The 16209-nt window shown below is 59.8% G+C and carries 14 protein-coding genes; 11 read left to right on the top strand and 3 right to left on the bottom strand.

What is annotated here, in order from left to right:
- Nucleotides 1-3: 3 nt before the first annotated feature.
- From EGY08_RS07490 to EGY08_RS07475, 4 genes are read left to right on the top strand one after another with little or no spacing between them, the layout of a single operon-like run.
- Complete coding sequence (locus EGY08_RS07490) at nt 4-1047, top strand: ABC transporter ATP-binding protein (protein WP_004130245.1); 1044 nt, start codon at nt 4-6, stop codon at nt 1045-1047.
- Complete coding sequence (locus tag EGY08_RS07485) at nt 1037-2047, top strand: ABC transporter ATP-binding protein (protein ID WP_049114182.1); 1011 nt, start codon at nt 1037-1039, stop codon at nt 2045-2047. The genes EGY08_RS07490 and EGY08_RS07485 overlap by 11 nt, the downstream gene beginning before the upstream one ends.
- Before the next feature lie 18 nt (nt 2048-2065).
- Nucleotides 2066-3250: an amidase gene (locus tag EGY08_RS07480; protein ID WP_123828358.1), complete on the top strand. Its 1185-nt coding sequence runs from the start codon at nt 2066-2068 to the stop codon at nt 3248-3250.
- Complete coding sequence (locus tag EGY08_RS07475; RefSeq protein ID WP_004130250.1) at nt 3240-4508, top strand: Zn-dependent hydrolase; 1269 nt, start codon at nt 3240-3242, stop codon at nt 4506-4508. Before EGY08_RS07480 ends, EGY08_RS07475 begins: the two co-directional genes overlap by 11 nt.
- A 564-nt stretch (nt 4509-5072) precedes the next feature.
- On the opposite strand, the gene EGY08_RS07470 is transcribed toward EGY08_RS07475, so the two are convergent.
- Nucleotides 5073-5963, bottom strand: a complete 891-nt coding sequence (locus EGY08_RS07470) for a DMT family transporter (protein WP_123828357.1) — start codon at nt 5961-5963, stop codon at nt 5073-5075.
- Between the two features lie 108 nt (nt 5964-6071).
- On the opposite strand from EGY08_RS07470, the gene EGY08_RS07465 reads away from it, so the two are divergent.
- Both EGY08_RS07465 and EGY08_RS07460 read left to right on the top strand, forming a co-directional pair.
- Nucleotides 6072-7406, top strand: coding sequence for a PLP-dependent aminotransferase family protein (locus tag EGY08_RS07465; RefSeq protein ID WP_049113176.1), 1335 nt, complete (start codon nt 6072-6074; stop codon nt 7404-7406).
- Nucleotides 7407-7680: 274 nt separating this feature from the next.
- A complete protein-coding gene (locus tag EGY08_RS07460; protein ID WP_123828356.1) occupies nt 7681-8328 on the top strand; it encodes a LysE family translocator in 648 nt (215 codons plus the stop codon).
- 31 nt (nt 8329-8359) lie between these two features.
- On the opposite strand, the gene EGY08_RS07455 is transcribed toward EGY08_RS07460, so the two are convergent.
- On the bottom strand, nt 8360-9826 hold the full coding sequence (locus EGY08_RS07455; protein ID WP_004130259.1) for a PLP-dependent aminotransferase family protein: 1467 nt from the start codon (nt 9824-9826) through the stop codon (nt 8360-8362).
- 381 nt (nt 9827-10207) lie between these two features.
- Between EGY08_RS07455 and EGY08_RS07450 the strand changes: the two genes are divergently transcribed.
- From EGY08_RS07450 to EGY08_RS07435, 4 genes are read left to right on the top strand one after another with little or no spacing between them, the layout of a single operon-like run.
- The gene (locus EGY08_RS07450; RefSeq protein ID WP_004130261.1) at nt 10208-11059 is read left to right on the top strand and encodes a transporter substrate-binding domain-containing protein; all 852 of its coding nucleotides are present in this window, start codon (nt 10208-10210) and stop codon (nt 11057-11059) included.
- A 49-nt stretch (nt 11060-11108) separates the two neighbouring features.
- Nucleotides 11109-11750 (top strand): amino acid ABC transporter permease, encoded by a 642-nt coding sequence (locus EGY08_RS07445; protein WP_049113179.1) that lies wholly within the window; start codon nt 11109-11111, stop codon nt 11748-11750.
- A 14-nt stretch (nt 11751-11764) separates the two neighbouring features.
- On the top strand, nt 11765-12430 hold the full coding sequence (locus tag EGY08_RS07440) for an amino acid ABC transporter permease (RefSeq protein ID WP_004130263.1): 666 nt from the start codon (nt 11765-11767) through the stop codon (nt 12428-12430).
- Complete coding sequence (locus EGY08_RS07435; RefSeq protein ID WP_009653167.1) at nt 12423-13184, top strand: amino acid ABC transporter ATP-binding protein; 762 nt, start codon at nt 12423-12425, stop codon at nt 13182-13184. The genes EGY08_RS07440 and EGY08_RS07435 overlap by 8 nt, the downstream gene beginning before the upstream one ends.
- A 570-nt stretch (nt 13185-13754) precedes the next feature.
- Here EGY08_RS07435 and EGY08_RS07430 read toward each other — a convergent pair.
- Nucleotides 13755-14519, bottom strand: coding sequence for an SDR family NAD(P)-dependent oxidoreductase (locus tag EGY08_RS07430; RefSeq protein WP_004130269.1), 765 nt, complete (start codon nt 14517-14519; stop codon nt 13755-13757).
- Nucleotides 14520-14701: 182 nt separating this feature from the next.
- On the opposite strand from EGY08_RS07430, the gene EGY08_RS07425 reads away from it, so the two are divergent.
- Entirely contained in the window at nt 14702-16039 is a 1338-nt protein-coding gene (locus tag EGY08_RS07425; protein ID WP_004130273.1) for an aspartate aminotransferase family protein, read from the top strand.
- Nucleotides 16040-16209: the final 170 nt, after the last annotated feature.

Raw genomic sequence — 16209 nt, 5'->3', positions numbered from 1 at the left:
GCGATGCAACCCTTTATCAATATCGACCTCGGCGGACCGGCGCAGCCGTTGCTGAAGGTCAACAACCTGCTGAAGCATTTTCCCGCTGGCGGCGGCAAAGCGCGCGAAGTGGTGCAGGCGGTGGACGACATCAGTTTTTCGGTGATCAAAGGCGAAACCCTCGGCGTGGTGGGGGAGTCGGGCTGCGGTAAATCCACCACCGCGCGGCTGCTGATGCAACTGCTCAAACAGGATAGCGGGGAGCTGATCTTCGATGGCCTGGAGGTGGGCTCATCGCGCCTGCCGATGAAAGCGTATCGCCGCCAGGTGCAGATGGTCTTCCAGGATAGCTACGCCTCGCTCAACCCGCGTATGACCATGGAAGAGAGCATTGCCTTCGGCCAGCGGGTACACGGCGTCAGCGCCAAAGAGGCCAGCGAATACGCCCGCTATCTGCTGGCGCACGTCGGCCTCGAACCGGAACGTTTTGCCCACCGTTATCCGCATGCGCTCTCCGGCGGCCAGCGCCAGCGCGTGAATATCGCCCGCGCGCTGGCGATGAAGCCCCGACTGGTGATCCTCGACGAGGCCGTCTCGGCGTTGGATAAATCGGTGGAAGCCCAGGTGCTGCAGCTGCTGCAGGAGCTGAAACGGACGCTGGCGCTGACCTATGTGTTTATCAGCCACGATCTGCACGTGGTGCGCTGGCTGTCGGACCGCATTCTGGTGATGTATCTCGGCGAGGTGGTGGAGATTGGCCCGGCGGAGCAGCTGTTTACCGCCTCGGCTCACCCCTATACCCGGGCGTTGTTAAGCTCGATGCCGTCGATGGACCCGCATAATCGCACCTTAACCTCTGCGCTGAACGGCGATCCGCCCAGCCCGATTTCGCCGCCTTCCGGCTGCCGCTTTCATACCCGCTGCCCGCACGCCAGAGCGGTGTGCGCCGAGGTGAAGCCGACGCTGCAAAGCGTCGGCGAGGGGCATCAGAGCGCCTGCCTGATGGCGCAGCCCGCGTCACCCTGGCATCAAAATATCGCCATTCAGGAGGTCAGCCATGTCGCATGAAGCTTACGTCCATATCCGCGACCTGCGGGTTGAGTTTCGCCGCGACGGCCAGACGGTCAACGCGGTCAACGGCGTCTCCTTTGATGTGCAAAAGGGCGAGGTCATGGCGCTGATCGGCGAATCTGGCTCCGGGAAAAGCGTGACCCTGCGCGCCCTGATGCGGCTGCATCCGCCGAAAAGCAGCGTGCTTTCCGGCACCCTGAAGGTCGGTGAGGACGAGGTGCTGACCATGAATGCCGGGCAGCTGCGGCGCTACCGCGGCGCGCGCTGCGCGATGATTTTCCAGGAGCCGCTGTTGGCCTTCGACCCGGTCTATACCGTGGGTCAGCAGATCGTCGAAGGGTTGCGTCGCCATGAAGGCCTGTCGCGCCAGGCGGCGCGAGAGCGGGCGCTGGAGGCGCTGCGCCAGGTGCGTATTCCGAGCCCCGAGCGGCGGCTGGATGCATACCCGCACGAGATGTCCGGCGGGATGCGCCAACGGGCGATGATTGCCCTCGCGCTCTCCTGTAACCCGCAGCTGCTGTTGGCGGATGAGCCGACCACCGCCCTTGATGCCACGGTGCAAATCCAGATCCTGATTCTGCTGCGCGAGCAGCAAAAGCAGCGCGATCTGTCGATTATATTTGTGACCCACGATATCGGCGCGGCGGTGGAGATCGCCGACCGGGTGGCGGTGATGTACGCCGGGCGCATCGTCGAAGAGGCGTCGATTGAGGAGATTCTGTATCGTCCGCGCCATCCTTACACCCAGGTGCTGCTGGGCAGCCGTCCGAAAGAGGGACTGAAAAAGGGCGATGCGCTGCGCTGCATTCCCGGCTCACCGCCGGATCTCTCGCGCCTGCCGCCGGGCTGCGCGTTTGCCGAACGCTGTCCGCACGCGCGTCCCGCCTGTACGCAAAGCCAGCCGGCCACCGAACAGGCCGGGCCGCGTCACGTGGTGAGCTGCCATCGCTGGCGCGAGCTGAGCTCGTCCGTTGAAAACCAGGCGCTTTACGCCTGAAGCCAGGAGAAAAACACGATGCAGGATGACCTTCGCGCCTTTATGCCCTATCCGCCGCATCCGGTGGCGCATGCGCTCAGCGGGCCGCTGAGCGGGTTAACCTTTGCGGTCAAAGATCTGTTCGACGTGGCGGGCTACCCGACCGGCGGCGGCAATCCGCATCTGCTGGCGCTATCCGGGATTAAAAACCGCACCGCGCCGGTGGTGCAAACGTTGTTAGATAACGGCGCGCGCTTTATCGGCAAAACCCATACCAGCGAGCTGGCGTATTCGATGAGCGGGCACAACGTTCATTACGGCACCCCGCGCAACGGCGCCGCGCCGAATCATATTCCCGGCGGCTCTTCGTCCGGTTCGGCGTCGGCGGTATCGAACGAAGTGTGCGACTTTGCCCTCGGTACCGATACCGGCGGCTCGGTTCGGACGCCGGCGAGCTACTGCGGACTGTTCGGCCTGCGTCCGACCCACGGCCGTCTTTCCCTCGACGGCTGCCAGCCGCTGTGCGCCACCATGGATACCTGCGGTTTCTTTGCCCGCTCGCCGGAGGTCTTTTCCGCCGTCGCTGCCTGTCTGTTTGCCGATGAACGCGTGGATCTGAGCGGCGTTCGGCTGGCCTGTCATGATGGGCTGTTTTCCCGCCTGCCGCTGCGCAGCCAGCAGGCGCTGCAGCCGGTTCGCCAACGGCTGGCGCGCTTTTTCGGCGCGGTAACCCCGCTCACCGCGCCGCTGCCGGACGTGGACGATATCTATCTCGCCTTTCGCCAGATACAGGGCTATGAAGCGTGGCAGGCGCAGGGCGAAACCATTGAGCGCTACGGCCTGCAGCTAGGGCCGGACGTCCGCGAGCGCTTTTTTTGGGGCAAAGCGGTCACCCGCGCGCAGTTTGACGCCGCCTGTCAGCAGCGCGAGCGTTTCGCCGCCTGGTGGGACGCGCAGCTGGGCGATGCGGTACTGGTGATGCCGACCGTTCCTGACGGCGCGCCGCTGCTGACGGCGCAGGCCGAGGAGATAGAGGCGGTCCGCCGCCTGTCCCACGACCTGCTGTTAATTTCCGTGATGACCCAACGTCCGCAGGTGACGCTGCCGGTCGCCCAGACGGGCGGTCTGCCGCTGGGGATCTCATTTTTAGGGCCGCGCGGCAGCGATCGTCTACTGGTTGAGCTGGCCGCCGCGTTTATGCAAGGAGACCGAAATGAGCAGTGATGTCCTTTTTACCCCGATGACCGAAACCACCGACTGCCGGATTAACGGCGAACGCCTGTGGAATTCGTTGATGACGCTGGCGGAAATCGGCGCCACGCCGAAGGGCGGCTGCTGCCGTCTGACGCTGACCGATCTTGATCGCCAGGGACGGGATTTGGTGATTAGCTGGGCGCAGGCGGCGGGGATGTGCGTCACCGTCGACAAAATCGGCAACGTCTTTATGCGCCGCGAAGGGCGTAATCCGGCGCTGCCGCCGATTGTCTCCGGCAGCCATATTGATACCCAGCCGACCGGCGGCAAATTTGATGGTAACTATGGCGTGCTGGCGGCGCTGGAGGTAGTGCGCACCCTGAACGATCGGGATATCGAAACCGAAGCGCCGATTGAAGTGGTGTTCTGGACCAACGAAGAGGGATCGCGCTTTGTGCCGGTGATGATGGGTTCCGGGGTATTTGCCGGGGTTTTCCCGCTGGAAACCATCTATGCCGCGCAGGATGCGGACGGTAAAACCGTGGGCGAGGAGCTGGCGCGCATCGGCTATATCGGCAGCCAGACGCCGGGCGATCATCCGATTGGCGCCTACTTCGAAGCGCATATTGAACAGGGGCCGATTCTGGAGGATGAAGAGAAAATTATCGGTATCGTGCAGGGCGTGCTGGGGATCCGCTGGTATGACTGCGTGGTGACCGGCCAGGAATCCCATGCCGGACCGACGCCGATGCGCCTGCGACAGGATGCGCTGCAGGTGGCGACGCGTATTATGCAGGAGGTTGTGGCGATCGCCGGGCGCAGCGAGGAAGGGCGCGGTACGGTAGGGAGGGTGCAGGTCTATCCAAACAGCCGTAACGTGGTGCCGGGGGAGGTGACGTTTTCGATTGATATGCGCAATCTCAGCGATGCGCTGGTGGATGAGATGGACCGTCAGCTGCGGGCGTTTATCGCCGACGTTGAACGGGAGAGCGGCCTGAAGGTAGCGCTGAAAGAGGTGAGCCACTATCCGGCCGCGCCGTTCCACCCGGATTGTCAGGCGGCGATTGCCGACGCCGCGCAGCGTCTGGGCTATCCCGCGCGGGAGATTGTCTCCGGCGCCGGACACGACGCGGTATATATGAGCTACCTGGCGCCAACCGGGATGATTTTTATCCCCTGCAAGGATGGGATCAGCCACAACGAAATCGAGTACGCGTCGCCGGAGCACGTTGAGGCCGGCGCGAACGTGCTGCTGCAGGTGATGCTCCAGTACGCGCGGGTAGTATAAACTACCGTCCTCCCCGGTCGCGCTGCGCTTACCGGGGCTACGAGTTTCCAGCCGTCTGCGGGGCGGTAGCCCGGGTAAGGCGTTTACGCCGCGACCCGGGATTTCCGGGCCCGGTGCCTGAGGGAGGCAGATTGGGTAGCCCGGACAGGCGCGCAGCGCCGCCTCCGGGAGATTTTCATGCAGCAGCGGATATATCTCTGAAACAACGTGATATGCAGCGATGCCCTGGCCCCCGCTGAAATCGGCGAACCGGAGGTCCGAAGACAAGGGCTGGCCGCCAGGGATGGCGGACAGAGGCGAATCGAGACAGGGATGTCGAGTTGAGCCGACCGCAGGCTGAGGTCCGGGAGGTGAGCGCAGTGCGCAGCACCGATTTCTTTGCGGGACCGCGGGGATTGTAAAGGGGGAGACGGTTTTCGCCCCCTTTACCCGTTCACCTACCACGGTGAGACATTTTCTGCGGAATAATAGTGAACGGAACCCCTGCACGCTTTCCCGGAGGCGGCGCTTAAGCGCCTGTCCGGGCTACAAGGGCAATATTAGCGCCCTCCTTCGGGAACGACTTTAGCGGCCAAATTTGCGCGAACCGATAACGCACAGAATCACGCCCAGCGTCGCGGCCAGCATCACTGGGCTGACGGTTTCGTGCAGCAGCGCCGCCGCCAGGCCAAGCCCGAAGAACGGCTGTAAGAGCTGGAGCTGGCTGACGGCGGCGATACCGCCAGCGGCCAGCCCTTTATACCAAAAGATAAAGCCAATAAGCATACTAAAAACCGACACGTAGCCGAGCGCGGCCCAGGTCGATACCGACAGGGCGCTCCATGATGCTGGCTGGGTTATCCACGAGGCAACCAGCATAAAAGGCAAGGCGATAATCAGCGCCCAGCTAATCACCTGCCAGCCGCCGAGCTCCCGGGTCAGCTTCGCGCCCTCCGCATAGCCCAGGCCGCAGACGATCACTGCCGCCAGCATCAGCAGATCGCCGCTGAGCGACGCCGCCGCGTTTTGCGTCAGAGCGAATCCCACCACCAGCAGGCTGCCAATAACCGAAAAGATCCAGAAAGCGCGACGCGGACGCTCGCCGCCGCGCAGCACGCCAAAAATGGCCGTCGTCAGCGGCATAAGCCCGATAAAAACGATCGAATGTGCTGAAGTGACGTGCCGCAGCGCCAGCGCCGTGAGCAGCGGAAAACCGATCACCACCCCTGACGAGACAATCGCCAGCGGCATAAGCTGCGACACGCGCGGGCGTTGTTGGCGAAAGCCGACAACCAGCACGATGGCCAGCAGCCCGGCGATGGAGGCGCGCAGAAAGGTCAACAGAAAAGGGTCCATCTCCAGCACCGCCAGACGCGTCGCGGGCAGCGAACCGCTAAAAATGATGACGCCCAGCAAACCATTAAGCCATCCGGACCATGGCCCCGGCGCCGTGTTATGAACCGCTGAATCTACCACGCTAACCTCGCAATATTGGCTGTGCAGTGCCCGCTTGAGCAATGTCTGAAGCGATGGTAGTGTCCTTAATCTAATACAATCAAATTATTGTCATAGATACATTCACCGATGAAAGCCCGATACAAAACCATTGTCGACAGCTACGCGCAGGCGATTCATCGCGGACAGCTGCCGGCCGGCACCCGCCTGCCGACCCATCGTACCCTTGCCGCCGACGAACGCATTTCGCTGGCCACGGCCACCCGCGTTTATCGTGAACTGGAAGCAATGGGGCTGGTCAGCGGTGAAACCGGGCGCGGCACCTTCGTACGGGATATCTCGCTGCCGCCGGGGCACGGCGTCGATCAGCAGGCGGTGGCGGGCGATGTAGTCGATCTCAACTTCAACTATCCTTCGCTGCCGGCGCAGGGGGATGCGCTGCGCGAGGCGCTCAGGCGGCTGGCGATGGCGGGGGATATTGAATCTCATCTGCGCTACCAGCCTCATGCCGGACGGCTTTCCGAACGCGAAACTATCGCCCGCTATTTGACCGGTAACCGCTTTGCGCCTGACGCGGAAAACGTGCTGATCGTCAGCGGCGCCCAGCACGGGTTGGCGGTGACCGTGATGGGTCTTCTGCGCCCCGGCGATGTGGTGGCGGTTGATGCGCTGACCTATTCGGGCTTTAAGGCCCTGGCCGCGCTTTATCATCTGGAACTGGTGGCGATCCCCTGTCGCGCAGAGGGGCCGGATCTGCAAGCGCTTCACCAGCTGTGCCGGCAGCGGCGGATACGGGCGGTTTATACCATGCCGACGCTGCACAATCCGCTCGGCTGGGTGCTCACTTCTCGCCAGCGGCAGGCGCTGACGGACCTCGCGCGCCTGCATGACCTGCTGATTATTGAAGATACCGCATACGCCTGGCTGGTCGGCAATCCACCGCCGCCGCTGGCCAGCTATGCGCCGGAAAGAACGGTTTATATCGCCGGTTTTTCGAAAAACGTTGCCACCGGGCTACGCGTGGGGGCGGTAATTTGTCCACCCTACTATCGGCAAGCGATTGAGCGTGCTATACGGGCGACGACCTGGAATACGCCTTCGTTGATGAGTTCACTGATCTGCGCCTGGATTGACGATGGGACGGTTGCGCGTTTTGCGGCGCAGAAGCGACGGGATGCGCGGCTGCGGCAGTCGCTCGCGCGTGAGGCGCTCGGCGCGCTTCCCGTTGTGAGCCATCCGAGTTCGTACTTCCTCTGGCTGCCTCTGGGCGAGGAGAGCCGGGCCGATCGGCTGGTGAAAATGCTGATGGATCGCCACATTTCCGTGTCGACCGCCGAACCATTTTGCGCTGCCGCGAACGTGCCGCAGGCGCTCCGCATCGCCCTGGGTTCGGTTCCCCTGGATAGCCTGCGCGCGGCGCTGGTCCAGGTTCGCGAAGCCGTGGAGTATGAGCAATATCGCTAGCGTTTCGACGACGAGCGATGAGGTGACTGGTTAGTCACTTTTTATGGGGTAAATGGCGGGTTAATAGTGTTGAAATAAATGTTTTTTTTTATTATTATGATTTGTAAGGTTAATTTTAAATTTGATGACAATTTAAAATTGTTACGGTAGTGTACATAAAACATCAAGTACGGTTGTGCTGTTGACGCTGAGCAAGCGCACGTCCTGAAGATACGACGTTGTTAATCATTTCAGGGGCGGAGCCGCGCCCTGTTCTGTACAGGATCCTTTTTCAATGCAGCAGCTCTACCTTTATATACTGATCGCCAGCCTGACCATTGCCAGTCCCGGCCCCGGTGTACTCCTGACGCTGACCAACACGCTGAATTATAATCTGCGTAATGCGATGGCGGGGATTATTGGGGTGGCGGTGGGGATGGGCGTCATATCGATTATTGCTGCCAGCAGCGTTGGCGTGATTATTACCACCTCTCAACTGACGTTGTTGATAGTCAAGGGGGTTGGGGCGGCCTATTTGATCTATCTGGGTGTAAAGCTCTTTCGCTCGGTGCCCCGCGCGCTGAATCAACCTCTCTCTTCTTCCGATATAACGATGCCTTCCGCCAGTCAGCGGTTTCGTCAGGGAGTACTGGTGTCGTTGTTCAATCCCAAACCCATTGTGTTTTTTATGGCGCTGTTCCCCCAGTTTATTCATCCGCAGCAGCCCTTTATTCCGCAGTTCAGCGTGCTGTCGATAACCTTCTGTATTCTGGTGGTTGTCATTCATTCACTCTACGGCCTTTTCGCACACAGCGTAAAAACGAAAATGTCGTCCGGAAATGCCTTCGTTAAGCTGAATAAAACTGGTGGCATCGTCTTTATGTGTTTTGCCGTCGGTCTCATTGTATCCGCCGTTCATCCTTATTTGTCGCTATCATCGTGAGGGCGCCGCGTTAAGGCAAGGGGCCTTGCGTTCACCCCATCTGCGCCAGCTGGCCACGCAGCACCTCCACGCCTTGTTCGATAGCGTCAGGATTAATGGCGTGAAACCCCATCCGAAAGAAGTTAGCCGGCGGCGCGTCGCTGAGAAAATGCCGCGCGCCGGGCTCAATCAGTACCCCGGCGTGGGCGGCGCGCCAGGTCAGCTGCTGGGTGTTGATTTGCTCCGGCGTGGCCAGCCAGAACGCGTTGGCGTGTTCGCTGCCGGGGATGATTTGGCACTCCGGCAGATGCTGCTGCAGCGCGTTGTTGAGCCGGTCCCAGCGCTGGGCCGAGTCGTAATGGTAGCGCCGCAGGTGGGTTTCATAGTGGCCCTGGGCGAGGAAATGGGCCATCTGATACTGAATATTGGTCGGCGGATGACGGTACACCAGCCGGCGCAACGCTCGGGCTTCATCAATCAGATCCGGGTCAGCGACCATAAAGCCCAGCCGCAGGCCTGGCGATAGCGCTTTTGACAGGCTGCTCACGTAGATGACTCTACCGCAGCGATCGCTGGCCTTCAGCGCCGGCAGCGGGTTGAGCATAAAGTTACTTTCAGAGTCGTAATCGTCCTCAATAATCACCGCGTCATGGCGAGCGGCATGCTCCAGCAGCTGGCTGCGCCGCGCCTTACTCATCGCCACCCCGGTTGGCACCTGGTGTCCGGGCGTCACGTAGTAGTAATCGCAGGAGGCGTCATTCAGGACGATCCCCTGTTCATCCACCGGATGCGGCACGATATCGGTATCGGCGAGCAGAAAGGTGTTAATAGCCTCGCGAAAACAGGGATTCTCCACGCCAACGCGCGTGCTGGATGACATCAGCAGGCGCGTCAGCAGGTAAAGCGCGTTTTGCGAACCGAGGGTAATCAGAATCTCGTCCGGCGCGGCGACAATGCCGCGCTTGGGCAGTACCCGGGTGCGGATCTGCTCAATCAACATCGGCACGTCCTGATCGATATGATCCACCACCCACGCCGGGTCGCGCACGCCGCCGTGCAGCCAGTTCGCCGCCGAACGCCAGGTCGCCAGCGGAAACTGGCGGGTATCCGGCTGACCGTAGATAAACGGATAGCGGTAGTTCATCCAGCCGGCCGGTTTCAGAATCGACTCCTGCTGGCTGGGCGTGATTTGCAGCCGCGTGCCCCAGCGTGGTGCAGAACGCTCATCCTGGGGTGCAGCTTCTGGCGCGGCGGCGGGGTTGGCGTGCTGATAATCCGGGTGCAGGTAGTAACCGCTGCGCGGACGGCTCAGCAGATAACCTTCGTTAACCAGGCCCTCAAAAACCAGCGCCGTGGTGTTACGCGAGACCCGCAGCTGGCTGGCCAGCTGGCGGCAGGAGGGGAGCGGCGTGTCGGCGGAAAAAATGCCGCCCAGAATGGCGTTAATCAGCGTCTCGCGCACCTGCTCCTGCAAACCGCGGCGCGGGTCGAAATCAACGTGTAACAGGTGTCGGATCATGCCAGGCTCCTTACTCAAACGCTCAGTACAGGAACTGGAGCAAATTCCATACCACCCTGAGAATGACTGACACGTCCGCGCGGTGAATCTGGCTCTATCTGGAAATTAAAAACCGTCCCTACAGTGAGAACCGACCCCATCAGGCTATTTTATTTGCCATTTTGGTCCTGGGCAGTGCTCACACTCCTCACGTACGACGTGTACGCTTCGGGTGTTCCGCGCTGTCCGTGTCCAAACTGGCTGCAAGAATGTACGCCTGATGGGATGGCTCTAAAAACGTATTCATCAGTCGCGGTTCGGAACTTCCGTCGGCACATATTTTGCAAAACCTTTTCATGTTCTGGAATGAACACGTCTGGCGAATTAATTAGGGGTGAATTAATGAACAAATCATTAGGTTCAATTTGTCTGGGCGCCATCATGGCGATGGCCTTTTCTTATCACGCAGCCGCCGCGGATCTTCCGGCAATAGAAAAATCCGGCACCCTGAAAGTCGCGACCGAAGATGATTACGCGCCTTTTAACTTTATGAATAACGGCCAGGCGGATGGCTTTAACAAAGATATGCTCGATGAATTACGTAAATACGCGAAATTCAACGTCGACCAGAGCATTCTGCCGTGGACCGGATTATTGGCGGCGGTGTCTACCGGGCAATACGATATGGCGTTAACCGGCGCAGTGATTACCGATGATCGTCTCAAGGTTTTTGATTTCACGCCGCCGTGGGCGTCAGCGCAGCACTATTTTGTTAAACGCGCGGGCGATAATTCTCTGAACACCATTGCCGAACTGAGCGGGAAAAAAGTGGGCGTCCAGGCGGGCAGCGCGCTGCTGGCGCGGCTGCCGGAGCTGAAAGCGATGCTGGAGAAAACCGGCGGTAAGCTGGGGCCGGTAGTGGAGTATCCCTCCTATCCTGAAGCCTACGCCGACCTTGCCAACAAACGGCTGGACTACGTGATTAACGTGGTTATCTCGGTCAACGATCTGGCGAAGGCCAAGCCGAAGGTGTTCGCTAAAGGTCTGGCGGTATCCGGCCCGGGCTATATGGCGTGGCCGATCCCGAAAAACTCGCCGCAGCTGCTGGCCTATATGACCAAGTTTATGAACCACATGAAGGAGACCGGCAAGCTCGCGGAACTACAGAAAAAGTGGTTTGGCGAAACCTATGACGATCTTCCTGACGTGCCAATCACCAGCCCGGAACAGTTCCATAAATTAGCCGGTCTGTAATGGGTTCTGCGGCGGGAAACCGCCGCCTGTTTAGGTGAAGGAGGGCTTCATGGATGCAATTTCCTGGCAGTTACTGATTGAAGGCGCATGGACGACCCTCTGGATTTCGGCCATCGCCATTGCCTTTGGGGTAGTGATTGGTCTGCTGATCGCCCTGGTGCGCATGCTGCGTATCCCGGTTATCGATCAGCTGCTGGTGATCTATATCAGCCTTGCCCGCGCGACGCCGCTGGTCACGCTGGTGCTGTTCCTGTTTCTTTCTCTGCCGACCGTCGGGATTAACCTCGATAAAAACGTCGCGGCGATTGTGGCGCTGACGCTCAATACCTCGGCCTTTAACGCCGAAATCTGGCGCAACGCCTTTCGCACCTTCCCCCGCGAACAGCGGGAAGCGGCGGAGTCGGTAGGAATGCGTCGCTGGGCCTACTTCCGCTATATCATGCTGCCGCAGATGTGGATTGAAAGCCTGCCCGCGCTGGTTAACGAGATGTCGTTCCTGATCAAGGGTAGCCCGGCCATTGCGGTGATTGGCGTGGTGGATTTGACGCGCGTCACTAACCGAATTTCTTCGGTCACCTATGAACCTCTTTCGCCAATTCTGGCGGCGGGTCTGCTGTACGTGGTGATTATTGGCCTGCTGCTGAAACTGCAGGGGATGGCCGAGCGTAAAGCGAAACGTCTGGCGCGATAAATACAGGAGGTACTATGAATCAGTGGGCCGTTATCTGGTCGGTGCGCGACAGCTTTATTGCCGGTTTACTCGCCACCCTTGAGCTTTTTATTACCGCGGCTATCGCCGGATTAATTATCGGCGTGGTCCTGTGCTATTTAACCGAATATCAAAAGAAAACGCTTAACCGGCTTATTATTGCCTTTGTCAGCTTAATGCGGGCGATTCCTTTTTTGATTCTTGCCTATTTGCTCTATTACGGGCTACCGCAAGTTGGTATTAGTATGGAACCGTGGACCGCCGGCCTGATCGCCTTAATTATCTACCATGGCGCCTATTTCTTTGAGATTTTGCGCAGCCAGCGCCGGGTATTTTCCGGCGGCTATATCGAGGCCGCGGTGGCGCAGGGATTTTCGCGCTACAAAATATTCCGCCGCATTATTCTGCCCAATATTCTCTCTTCAGCGCTACCGCTGATGGGCAATCAGCTGATTATCTGCCTGAAAGATACCGCGTTTCTCAGCATTATCACCGTCCAGGAGATAACCGCTGCGGCTAACAGCGTGCAGGCTACTTATTTTATCCCGTTTAACGCTTTTATCGTCGCGATTGGGCTCTACTGGGCGATCAGCATCCTACTGGAGCTGCTGATTAAGCGTCTGAGCGCCTGGGGAGTCAGAAGAGGAATGAGTCATGTCTGATACCACTGCAGTAAGCGTCAAAAACGTCTCTAAACAGTTTGATAACATTGAAGTTCTTCGTGATATCAATCTGACGGTAGAGAAGGGGACCGTGGTGAGCATTCTCGGCTCGTCGGGGTCGGGTAAATCGACGCTGCTGCGCTGCATGAACTGGCTGGAACAGCCGGATCGCGGCGAGATCCGCATCAGCGGCCAGCGGCTGGGTATTGATGAGCATAATGGCCGGGCGATGTCCCACCGCCAGCTATCGAAAATCCGCGAGCGGGTTGGCATGGTGTTCCAGAGCTTTAACCTGTGGCCGCACCTGACGGTGCAGCAGAACGTCAGCGAAGCGCTGCTGCACGTGAAGGGGATGAAGCGTGATGAAGCGAAAACCATCGCCATGCAGCAGCTGGAGAAAGTGGGGATGGCGCATAAAGCCGACGTTTATCCGATTACGCTCTCCGGCGGACAGAAACAGCGGGTGGCGATTGCCCGTTCGCTGGCGATGTCGCCGGAGGTCATTCTGTTTGATGAGCCGACCTCGGCACTGGACCCCGAGCTGGTCAACGAGGTGCTGGGCGTGATGAAGGCGCTGGCCGCCGAGGGCTACACGATGGTGGTGGTGACCCATGAGATGGATTTTGCGCGCCAGGTCTCGGATGAGGTGGTGTTTCTCGAAAAAGGGTTGTTGATAGAGAAGGCGCCGCCGGAGAAGTTTTTCACCAATCCGGATTCCGAACGCGTCAGGCAGTTTTTGCAGAGCAGCCGCTAAGCATCAGCGGTCAATCTCCCCGGTGGCGCTGCGCTTACCGGGGCTACGGGTTTCCAGCCGTTTGCGGGGAGTAGCCCGGGTAAGGCGTTTACGCCGCGACCCGGGATTTCCGGGCCCGGAGCCTGAGGGAGGCAGATTGGGTAGCCCGGACAGGCGCGGCAGCGCCGCCTCCGGGGGATTTTCCGTCAGCTGTTGGTATCTTTCTGAAACTATGGGACACGCCGCGATGCCCTGGCCCCCGCTGAAATCGGCGAACCGGAGGACCGAAGACAAGGGCTGGCCGCCAGGGATGGCGGACAGAGGCGAATCGAGACAGTGATGTCGAGTTGAGCCGACCGCAGGCTGAGGACCGGGAGGTGAGCGCAGTGCGCAGCACCGATTTCTTTGCGGGACCGCGGGGATTGTAAAGGGGGAGACGGTTTTCTCCCCCTTTACCCGTTCACCTACCACGTTGAGACATTTTCTGCGGAATAATAGTGAACGGAACCCCTGTACACTTTCCCGGAGGCGGCGCTTGACGCGCCTGTCCGGGCTACCGGGCCCGGGCGCGGTGTCTGATACAACCAAATCTTAATCCCGATCGATGGCGAACGGCTGCCAGGCCTGACGCACCGGCATCACTTCGACCCGGTTGATATTCATATGGTCCGGCAGCGTGGCGATATAAAACATCTGTTCGGCAATATCCCGCGCGCTCAGCGGCGTGGTGCCGCGATACAGGTTGTCCGACGCCGCCTGGTCGCCTTTGGTGCGCACCAGGGTAAATTCCGTCTCGGCAATACCCGGCGCGAGATCGGTCACGCGCACTCCGGTCCCGAGCAGATCGCAGCGCAGGTTATAGCTGAACTGCTTCACGAAAGCCTTGCTGGCGCCGTAGACGTGGCTGCCGGGATAGGGCCACTGCCCGGCGATAGAGCCGATATTGATGATGCTCGCCCCCGCGCCGTGGTTAATCAGCGTCGGCAGCAGCGCGTGGGTCACGTTAACCAGCCCGGTGACGTTGGTATCGATCATCGTTTTCCAGTCGTCCAGATCCACTTTCTGCGCGGGCTGCGGCGACAGCGCCAGTCCGGCGTTGTTAATCAATGTCGTGATATCGGCGAACTCAGCGGGCAGCGCCGCTACGGCCGCGGCGACCGCATCGCTATCGCGCACGTCGAGTTCGATAATGTGCACCGGTACCTGCGAGGCGAGCTTGTCCTGTAACTTCTTTAGCCGCTCAAAACGGCGTCCGCTCAGCACCAGCGACCAGCCCGCATCGGCGAAGACCTGCGCCGCCGCTTCCCCAAAACCCGAGGTCGCCCCGGTAATAAACACCACTTTGCTCGTTGCCATTTCATTCTCCTGTGCAGGTTGTCGCTCCCACTATAGAAACCCTTCGCGCGCGGGCACAGGGCCAGTCGGCGCGCGGCGATGTGACACGGTGTCACATCATTTTCGCCTGACTGGCTCTATCCGTTTCTCCTCTGAACGGCCAATGATGAGGCCAACAACAACGACATGAGAGAGGGCAGGGTATGAAGCTGGCACTACAGAACGATGTAGCGATAAGCAATGATGAAGTTCGGCAGCTGGATCGCGCTTATGTGTTTCATTCATGGTCGATGCAGGGCAATTTACATCCGCTGGTGATCGCCGGGGCAAAAGGCTGCGAGCTGTGGGATTACGAAGGCAATACTTACCTCGATTTCAGCAGCCAACTGGTCAACGTCAACATTGGCTATCAGCACCCTCGCGTACTGGCGGCGATGAAAGCCCAGCTGGAAGAGCTGGTGACTATTGCGCCCGCCACCGCCAACCTCGCCCGCGGCGAAGCGGCGAAGCGGATTGTCGAGCTGGCGCCGGAAGGTTTTAGCAAAGTGTTCTTCACCAACGCCGGCGCCGATGCCAACGAGAACGCCATCCGTATGGCGCGGCTCTATACCGGGCGCGATAAAGTGCTCTCCGCCTATCGTTCCTATCACGGCAATACCGGCAGCGCGATTGCCGCCACCGGTGACTGGCGGCGCGTGCCGAACGAGTATTCGCGCGGTCACGTTCACTTCTTTAACCCCTATCTCTACCGCAGCGAATTTAACGCCACGACGGAAGAAGAGGAGTGCCAGCGCGCACTGGCCCATCTGCGGCGGATGATCGAATGTGAAGGTCCGAACGCGATTGCCGCGATTCTGCTGGAGTCAATTCCGGGGACCGCCGGGATTCTTGTCCCGCCGGAGGGCTATATGCAGGGCGTGCGGGCGCTGGCCGACGAGTTTGGTATTGTGCTGATCCTCGATGAAGTGATGGCCGGTTTTGGCCGCACCGGGAGCTGGTTCGCCTTCGAGCAGGACGGCGTAGTGCCGGATCTGGTGACGTTCGCTAAAGGGGTTAACGCCGGCTACGTCCCTGCCGGCGGCGTGCTGATCAGCGAGCCGATCGCCCGCTACTTTGATGACCATTTCTTTGCCGGGGGGCTAACCTATTCCGGTCATCCGCTGGCGATGGCGGCGATTGTCGCCACCATTGACGCGATGAAAGAAGAGAAGGTGGTGGAAAACGCGGCGACCATCGGCAATGAGGTGCTGCGTCCGGGGCTGGAAGCGCTGGCGGAGAAGCACGCGATTATCGGCAACGTGCGCGGCCGCGGTCTGTTCCAGGCGCTGGAGCTGGTCAGCAGCCGCGAATATAAAACGCCGCTGGGCGCGGCCGATATGGCGGCCATTAAAGGCGCGTTGACCGAAGCCGGCCTGCTGGCGTTCGTCGTGGAAAATCGCATTCACGTGGTGCCGCCGTGCACCATCAGCGCCGAACAGGTGACAAAAGGGCTGGCGATTTTTGATGCGGTATTCGCCCGCTTCGCGAGCCTGGCGAAGTAAGAGGATGATTTCCCGGGTCGCGGCGTAAACGCCTTACCGGGCCATCCACTCGTAGCCCCGCTAAGCCTCGCGCAAGCGGGGCTGATTTTCATCCCATCTTAACTCAGTCGCTTATTCTGCCAGCATCTTCCTGCAATCCGGGTTTCTTGATATAACAACCTGATAACACT

This window comes from Klebsiella sp. FDAARGOS_511 (assembly GCF_003812845.1).
GTDB classification, from domain to species: Bacteria; Pseudomonadota; Gammaproteobacteria; order Enterobacterales; family Enterobacteriaceae; genus Klebsiella; species Klebsiella grimontii.
The sequence above is the reverse complement of the archived record's forward strand: the minus strand, read 5'-3'. Positions and strand labels throughout refer to the sequence as shown.